Source organism: Wolbachia endosymbiont of Drosophila bicornuta (assembly GCF_028982105.1).
In the GTDB taxonomy this organism is placed as follows: Bacteria; Pseudomonadota; Alphaproteobacteria; order Rickettsiales; family Anaplasmataceae; genus Wolbachia; species Wolbachia pipientis.
Map to the genome: position 1 here is coordinate 1 of NZ_JAPQLF010000138.1, position 7588 is coordinate 7588.

The following is a 7588-nucleotide window of genomic DNA, read 5'->3' on the forward strand; positions in this document are numbered from 1 at the left end:
TCTTGGAGAACTTATACCTTATTATTCTATCTCTTTCATACCTTTATTTCCTTAACTTGACGCTTATGGATCTTGGAACCTGGACAGACTGTCATTCTTGAAAATGCTACTTTTCATAAGTCTGATAAGATTATCGAGCTTGCTAAAGGGGTTGGTGCAGAAATTTTGTATCTGCCGCCTTATTCTCCAGATTTCAACAAAATTGAGCATCATTGGTTTGCTATAAAAAACAGAGCCAGGAAAGACATTCCTCTATTCGAATCCTTTCGTCGTGCTGTTGATTCTGCCTTCCTATGACCTGTTCGGACTATTATGAGAAATGCTATAACTCTTTTAATGTATAGTAGATAAGCGTAGAGTAATAAACCTCCCTATTCAGTGAAGTTGGTCCAATACACTTTTCAAGTTGATCACCTGTTTTTCCTGCCTCTGATGTTTTTTCTTCTTTAGCCAAACTTCCAATCATAATACACCTCCTTAACTATATTTATATTATACCAATTAACATATATTAAAAGAAATCAAACTGTATAACCTCGCCCTACACTAACTTTTATGATTACTTAATTGTGTGAAAATAACTGCAAGTGTTAAACTTGAGCTTTTATTTTTCATTATACATTTCTTACTACATGTTTATACTGCTGTCTTGCATAATAGACTATTCGAAGTTACACAAGTATTTTTTTTATTAGATAAGAGTTAGTAAGAGCCTGTTCATAATTTTTTCAGAAGTAAGGCAGTGAAAGCCAGAACTACCATTTGTAGGCTAGTATTGAGTTTTCGCTCACAATTTTTCCACAATCTTCTACATTTTTCTAACCAAGCAAAAGATCGCTCCACAACCCATCTTTTGGGCAATACAACAAAGGAACGTAATTCATTTCTTTTGATCACTTCAACGGTTGCAGCAATAATCGTTTTTATTTGAGTTACAAAATTCTCTCCAGTATAGCCTGCATCAACCAGTACATTTTTAACTTCCGAGAGGTTTTCTTTTGCATTTTCGACCATTCTCACAGCACTGCTACGGTCAGTTATCTCTGCTGTTGTTGTATAAATTGCATGCTTGCGTATCTACTGCAATACGGCCCTGAAATCTTCTTGCCTGCATCATAGCTTCAGCAGTATCTGCATTTTTTATACTCTGTGCATCAATTATGCAGAAGCTTTTCCGACCATTGTTTTGTCGCAATTATTTTTTTTTAATACCAGCTCCAGAACACTTTCTTTATTTACATCTGGTTTTTCACTCCACTTCTTAAAATAGTCGTAACAATTGCGCCATTTTGGGAACTCGTTTGATACCATTCTCCACTAGCAACCACTTTTTAACACGTATAACACTCCACAAAATATATCATGTAAATCAAGTGTTCTTGGTTTTGTCTTCTTTCTGCAAGATTCCAGATCTGCTACAATAATCTCAAACTTTTCTCGACTTATGTCACTTGGTTATAAACTTCGCATATCCTACTTTATATACTTTATCCTCTCACTTTATCTCTTTTTTGAGATTACGTACAGGCTCTAAGATACAAAGACGTTTTCAGAAATCTTTAAGCTTAATAACATCCTCTCTCTTTGGACTAGTTGAGATTAGATGAATTGGTACACCTATTAATTTTTCTAACCCTTCTATATATTTTATTAAATTGATAGGCAATGTTTCAATCGACCTTTTACCTTGAGTGTTTTCTTTCCAGCCAGGAAACTCTTCATATATTGGCTCTAATTCCCCTTGTATTGAATGCAATGCGGGTAAATAATCATACATTTTTCCGCTATACTTGTAACCAGTGCATATTTTAATTGTATCAAAAGAATTAAGCACATCTAATTTGGTTAATACAATGCTTGAAACTCCAGAGAGTTGTACGGCCTGGCGCACTAAAACTGCATCGAACCATCCGCAACGCCTTCTTCTATTGCTCACTGTTCCAAGTTCCTTACCTATAGTAAACAAGCTATCTCCTACTTCATTTTTCTGCTCAGTAGGAAATGGGCCATTGCCCACTCTTGTTGTATAAGCTTTTACCACACCAATAATGTAAGCATTGGAGGATAACCCTGAGCCTGTTATTGCTTGCGATGCTACAGTATTACTTGAAGTAACAAAAGGGTAAGTTCCGTGGTCGATATCTAAAAATGCGCCTTGGGCACCTTCAAATATTATTTTCTTACCTTCTTTCATCAAGTCATTTAATATCTTCCACACAGGTTTTTTATATGAAAGAATTTTTTCTGAAATCTCTTGAATTTCCTTTAATATTTCTTCTTTTTTAACAACCTGGTAGTTAAGGCCTTTCCTGATAGCATTGTGGTAATTCAAAAGAGTATCCACTCTTTTATTGAGCTCATCTGCGTTTTCTAAGTCACAAAGGCGTATAGCTCTCCTTCCAACTTTATCTTCATAACATGGCCCTATCCCTTTGTTTGTTGTACCAATTTTGTGATTTCCATTTAAATCTTCAAATAGCTTTTCCTTGTCCTTATGTATGCTAAGTATTAATGGACAGCTCTCGGATACCATCAAGTTGTTATAGTTTACGTCTACTCCTTTAACTTTCAATGACTCTATTTCTGAGATTAGAGCGTGTGGATCAAGAGCAACGCCATTTCCTATGATAGATATTTTGCCTGGCCTCAAAACAGCAGAGGGCAGTAAATTTAATTTATAAACCTCATCATCTACTACTATAGTGTGCCCTGCATTATTTCCTCCCTGAAATCTCACAACTACATCTGCATTCTCAGAAAGATAATCTACTATTTTACCCTTGCCTTCGTCACCCCATTGCAGACCAACAATCACAATGTTATTCATCATTATTTTCTAGATTAATACATAAATATTAATGCAGTACGCTACAAATGGAAAGAGAAATCTACGCCTTTCCTACACCCCTTAAATAAAGAAATATACTGTCGATTTTCTTAATATATTACCAAATTATTCATCATTATATGATATAACTTACAGCATATTTACAGTAAGGTGTTATTTATGAAAGAGACAAAAGGAAAAAATAATAAGAGTCCAGTAGTTAGATTAAATGCCACAGCTAAAGAGTTCAATTTTAGTAAATTAAGAGCAGATCAAGATAATAAATTAGCGAATTCCGGTGAAACAATGTTCTTAGATTTTCAAAGGATGAATTTTATTATTAACGGAAAAGAAATAGATAAAAATCTTATTATTGCATTTAAGGAAGGAGCTAAGCACCGCAAAAGCGAACTTTTTAATAGTGATGATATATATAATGACGAAATATTTAACAAAAAAGGAACAAGAGAAATAGATACGGATCATGGCAAAGCTTTTGTTGCTTCAGTACTCGAAGATATTGAGAAAGAGCTTGTAAGTAATGCATTGGGTGAGCTATGTAAAAATCACTGTGAAAATTCCAAAACTGCCAATCATCAAAAAACCGATTCATATAAGAAAGAATTTGAAGAATTTTACAATGCTGGCCAAAGGTATATCCATCTATTACCAACAGAGAAAGATGAAAACAAGGATTACCGTTCCTTTGCAAAAGAAGTTTTCAAAAAAATGTTCAGATACGCTGGGGCAGAAGTTCCAAGTGATGCTATTTTAGAAGAGCTAGTTACCAATTGTAATCAAGCAGGGTATGAGGCTGCTCCATTTATACAAACCCAACTTGCACTTGGACAGTCGTTCATAGTAGAAAATCCTAAAAAAGTAATAAACATTGATTGTGCTAACCAAAATAATGTGAGAATTAGATCTGATATGAGGCTACCAATACTCTCTGTTAAAAATCAAGTTATGCATGGCGATAAGATATGTAATCTGTCTAGTTCATTGGAATTTACAATTGAATCTCACAATGGTGAAGACTTTGTAACATACAGAGATGGTAAATTGTCACTTACTATTCCTAAAGAGTTAAAAAATTATAAAGATAATGGCAAGAGCTTGTTTGACATTATTAAAGAATATTTTCAGAAATTCTGTGCAAAATTAGGATTTAAACCTGAGACAAAAATACAAATAGAGCATGGCTTCGGTGCTCAAAGTATAGCACTTCTCGCAATAGTCCGAATAGGATAAGATATGTGCTTATGGCTATGGTAGAGCAGTAGCATATTATGATCTGTTCGGATTATTGTAAAAAGAGCTATAACTATTTAGATGGTACAATATCAACCACAGGATCAGATGCAAATGAAGAATTTATCAATCTTTTAAGCGAAAATCTCAGAGAGAGGTTATTGGGGTCAGGAGTTGCTCTAGAAGATGAAGATGTTGATGATGTTGTTGAAGTCAGAGTATCTACCGTTATAGATCTATTGAGTGATTATGCTAAATTGGAAGATAATAAAGAACACAGAGAGTTATTAATAAGTAAAGTAGCAGATAATTTAGGACTTTCCACTCAAGATAAAACAGCACCAGAAGTATTGATGGAATTAGGCTCTTTACCTTCTTTGACAAAAGGTCAGGTTAATCATAATCAAGTGCAGTCTGTTGTAAATACTTTTATTAAGTTATAGCCTTTCTTATAATAGTCCGAATGCGATAAGATATGTGTTTATGGCTATAGCAGGCCAGTAGCATATTACGGTCTGTTCGGATTATTGTAAAAAGAGCTATAATTATTGAATGGAAAAGCGAAGTATACAAAAAAGGAGGTGCGATTAATGCAATTGATGCAATTCATAATGAGATAGATAAGGCAATTGTTGAGCAAGAAAAAAAAGCAACCAACAAACAAGATATAGAAAATGATAAATGGACAGATAGAATCAAAAAACAGAATTATTCTGCGGAATCACATGAACATTTACCTTAAAGATATTAGTAGGCTCTTTAAATATTTTAGAGTTCATGGTTACAACGGTTGCTATTTTACAGTGCATCTCACAACACTTTCTTCAAAAATATACATGTTAACATACCCTGGACGTACAAGATCACACTTATACCCAAGCTTTTCATAAAATACTTTCGCTTTTTGAAAATTCATGGTTGCAACGGTTGCTATTTTACAGTGCATCTCACGACCATAATCATGAACTTCTTCCATTAGCTGCTTTCCCATACCTTTTCTTCTATAATCAGAGTGCACCCAAAGCAAGTCAGTGTAAATTGAACCATAGATAACAAAACCGCTACAACCTACAATAATTTGTTCAGTATCATCGCGAATAAAAAAAGCAAATGGGTTACACGTACCTTTATCAACGGTTTCTTCATTAATCTTTTTGAGTAGGAATTCAATGTCTTTGCTACTTGGTGATGTGGTGTGTTCTATTTTCATCTCTCGGCCTAATACCGCATACTGATTTCTCTCTTTATCTTATATAAATTAATTAAGTAAAGTGAATACAGTATCCACACTAGTAAAAAAAATGTGGCACAAAACATAAACATTGCAACCAGTGGCAACAGCAGGGAACTTTCTATTGCTATTCCACCTTTTCTCAAAATGCTTGCTGGCTGATGGAGAGTGGACGATAAATTCACGGAAAATTTTACTATAGGAATATTTATAGCACTAAAGATGGCAAATACTGCTGCTGATTTTTCTGCCCTCGCTTCATTATCAAAAGCGCTCCACAATGAAAGGTAGCCAACATATAGGAAAAATAAAATCAGCATTGAAGTAAGCCTTGCATCCCATACCCACCAAGTGCCCCAGGTTCCTTTTCCCCAGATGCTGCCTGTGATTAAGCATATTGCCGAAAAGACTGTCCCTGCAGGAGCAGCAGCATGTGCCAAGACACTAGCAATGCTATTGTTCCATACCAATGAAATGAAACCAAGTGATGCAATTAATCCATATATTCCAAGAGCAAGCCATGCAGAAGGCACATGAATGTACATGATTCGTACAATTTCTCCTTGTTTATAATCTTCTGGAGAGAAGAATAACGCCAAAGACATTCCAATTAAAAAACATGCGAAACAAATAACCCCAAGCCAAGGTAGAGCTTTCTTAGAAAAATAAGAGAAATTTGTAGGCTTTAATAAAAACATTCGTTTTGAGAATAATTGTGTTAAGAATTTACCAATTAGTTTGAGTTTTATCAACAGGATAGTTTTTCTATATTTACGTAGGTCAACAAATTAGCATAATTTCAGTAGCAGATTGCTAGCTATTATTTTTAGTATATGACCCTTAAAAAGCTTAATCTACACTTAGTATCAGATTCAAGTGGTGAAACTGTTATATCAGTTGCAAAATCAGCTCTGAAACACTTTCGTTCTGTAGAAACGATCGAATATGTTTGGTCTTTTGTAAAAGGAGAAGAGCAGATTGACAAAATTCTGGAGGAAATTAATAGGAAAAGTGATGAGCATAATTTTGTTATATGCACTATTACTGATGATGAGCTAAGAAAATATCTAAAAGATAACTGTATAAAGTTGAAAATTCCCTATAGAGCAATATTATCACATATTATTAGAGAAATTTCGTCTTATCTTGAAATTGAAAAAGACGAAAAGCTTGACTTGCATACTGAGATAAATAACGAATATTTTCAGCGCATTGAGGCAATAAACTACACTATTAATCATGATGATGGACAAAATATTCAAGATATTGATAAAGCAGATATAATTTTGGTTGGAGTTTCACGTACATCAAAATCTCCCACCAGTACGTATTTAGCTTACCGATGCTATAAGGTTGCAAATATTCCTTTTGTTAGTGGGGTACCCTTTTATGTCGACTTGGCAAAATTAAAAAATAAACTAACGATAGGGGTAACAATAGACGTAAGTAGGCTAATAGAAATACGCAAAAATAGACTTACTTCAATTAACAACGAAGATAATAATATATATGCTAACCCTGAGAAAGTAGAAAAGGAAATTAAAGAAGCAGAGGAGCTCTTTAAACAGAATAACTGGCCAATTATCGATGTCACGCAAAAGTCGATCGAAGAAGTATCAGCAACAATTATACAATATTTTAATAAAATGTTATCAATTGACTAACTCTTGATAAGTGATTATAATGTAAAGTGATTTAATTCTTACTATAGATATGAAAGTCAAAGGGTCGCTAAAATCTCATCGTAACAGAGATAAAAATTGTAAAGTTGTGAAAAGGGGTGGTAAGATTTACATTATAAATAAGGTAAAGCCAAGGTGTAAAGCGCGTCAAGGTTCTTAGCTTTTTGTTCACCTTTTCATGTTATATATTTTTTATATGTGAAAGTACGGTGCTTATATCTAAAAAGAAGCAAAAGTTACTGTGTTTAAGCGCAGCCTTACTCATTTCTTCCCTTACATTATATTTCAGCATTAGCACAATTACAGGTAAACGTGGCTTATTGACGTTAATCGATTTAAAAAAAGAAATCGAGTACAATAAACTTTTGCTAAAGGATGTCTCTTCTGAAAAGGAAAAGTTGGACAACAAAGTATTTGGCTTATATGAAAAAAGCTTAGATTTAGATCTGCTTGATGAGCAAGCAAAAAATTCTTTAGGTTATGTGAACCCTAATGAACTTATGGTTGTTCTTGACGTGGAATAGCAGTAGTGACCTTACCCAGAAAAAGTGGAGAGAAAGAAAAGAGTTTTTTTGGGTAAAATAAAATTTTGGAGGA

General features: G+C 33.9%; 8 protein-coding genes and 3 pseudogenes. 6 read left to right on the top strand and 5 right to left on the bottom strand.

The window, feature by feature from the left end; translation table 11 throughout:
- Positions 1-69 precede the first annotated feature (69 nt).
- Positions 70-297 (top strand): annotated as a pseudogene (locus OZD68_RS06340) (transposase); the annotation flags it as partial.
- 25 nt (positions 298-322) lie between these two features.
- On the opposite strand, the gene OZD68_RS06345 reads toward OZD68_RS06340, so the two are convergent.
- The 3 genes and pseudogenes from OZD68_RS06345 to OZD68_RS06355 all read right to left on the bottom strand — a co-directional run bounded on the left by OZD68_RS06345 (position 323) and on the right by OZD68_RS06355 (position 2827).
- A complete protein-coding gene (locus OZD68_RS06345) occupies positions 323-466 on the bottom strand; it encodes a hypothetical protein (RefSeq protein WP_182309251.1) in 144 nt (47 codons plus the stop codon).
- Positions 467-717: 251 nt separating this feature from the next.
- Positions 718-1446: pseudogene (locus OZD68_RS06350) on the bottom strand (IS5 family transposase).
- A 103-nt stretch (positions 1447-1549) separates the two neighbouring features.
- On the bottom strand, positions 1550-2827 hold the full coding sequence (locus OZD68_RS06355) for an adenylosuccinate synthase (RefSeq protein WP_182309289.1): 1278 nt from the start codon (positions 2825-2827) through the stop codon (positions 1550-1552).
- Between the two features lie 180 nt (positions 2828-3007).
- Between OZD68_RS06355 and OZD68_RS06360 the strand changes: the two genes are divergently transcribed.
- Both OZD68_RS06360 and OZD68_RS06670 read left to right on the top strand, forming a co-directional pair.
- Positions 3008-4078, top strand: a complete 1071-nt coding sequence (locus OZD68_RS06360; RefSeq protein WP_375138380.1) for a hypothetical protein — start codon at positions 3008-3010, stop codon at positions 4076-4078.
- A gap of 71 nt (positions 4079-4149) precedes the next feature.
- Positions 4150-4820 (top strand): annotated as a pseudogene (locus OZD68_RS06670) (hypothetical protein); the annotation flags it as partial.
- Between the two features lie 51 nt (positions 4821-4871).
- On the opposite strand, the gene OZD68_RS06370 reads toward OZD68_RS06670, so the two are convergent.
- Positions 4872-5288, bottom strand: coding sequence for a GNAT family N-acetyltransferase (locus OZD68_RS06370; protein WP_083250453.1), 417 nt, complete (start codon positions 5286-5288; stop codon positions 4872-4874).
- Between the two features lie 8 nt (positions 5289-5296).
- On the bottom strand, positions 5297-6007 hold the full coding sequence (gene ccmC, locus OZD68_RS06375; protein ID WP_182309290.1) for a heme ABC transporter permease CcmC: 711 nt from the start codon (positions 6005-6007) through the stop codon (positions 5297-5299).
- Positions 6008-6142: 135 nt separating this feature from the next.
- Here ccmC and OZD68_RS06380 point away from each other — a divergent pair, with 135 nt between their 5' ends.
- The 3 genes from OZD68_RS06380 to OZD68_RS06390 are packed head-to-tail and all read left to right on the top strand — an operon-like array spanning position 6143 to position 7515.
- Positions 6143-6973 (top strand): pyruvate, water dikinase regulatory protein, encoded by an 831-nt coding sequence (locus OZD68_RS06380; protein ID WP_182309253.1) that lies wholly within the window; start codon positions 6143-6145, stop codon positions 6971-6973.
- Positions 6974-7022: 49 nt separating this feature from the next.
- Positions 7023-7151, top strand: a complete 129-nt coding sequence (ykgO, locus tag OZD68_RS06385; RefSeq protein WP_006279631.1) for a type B 50S ribosomal protein L36 — start codon at positions 7023-7025, stop codon at positions 7149-7151.
- 49 nt (positions 7152-7200) lie between these two features.
- A complete protein-coding gene (locus OZD68_RS06390) occupies positions 7201-7515 on the top strand; it encodes an FtsB family cell division protein (protein ID WP_182309254.1) in 315 nt (104 codons plus the stop codon).
- Positions 7516-7588: the final 73 nt, after the last annotated feature.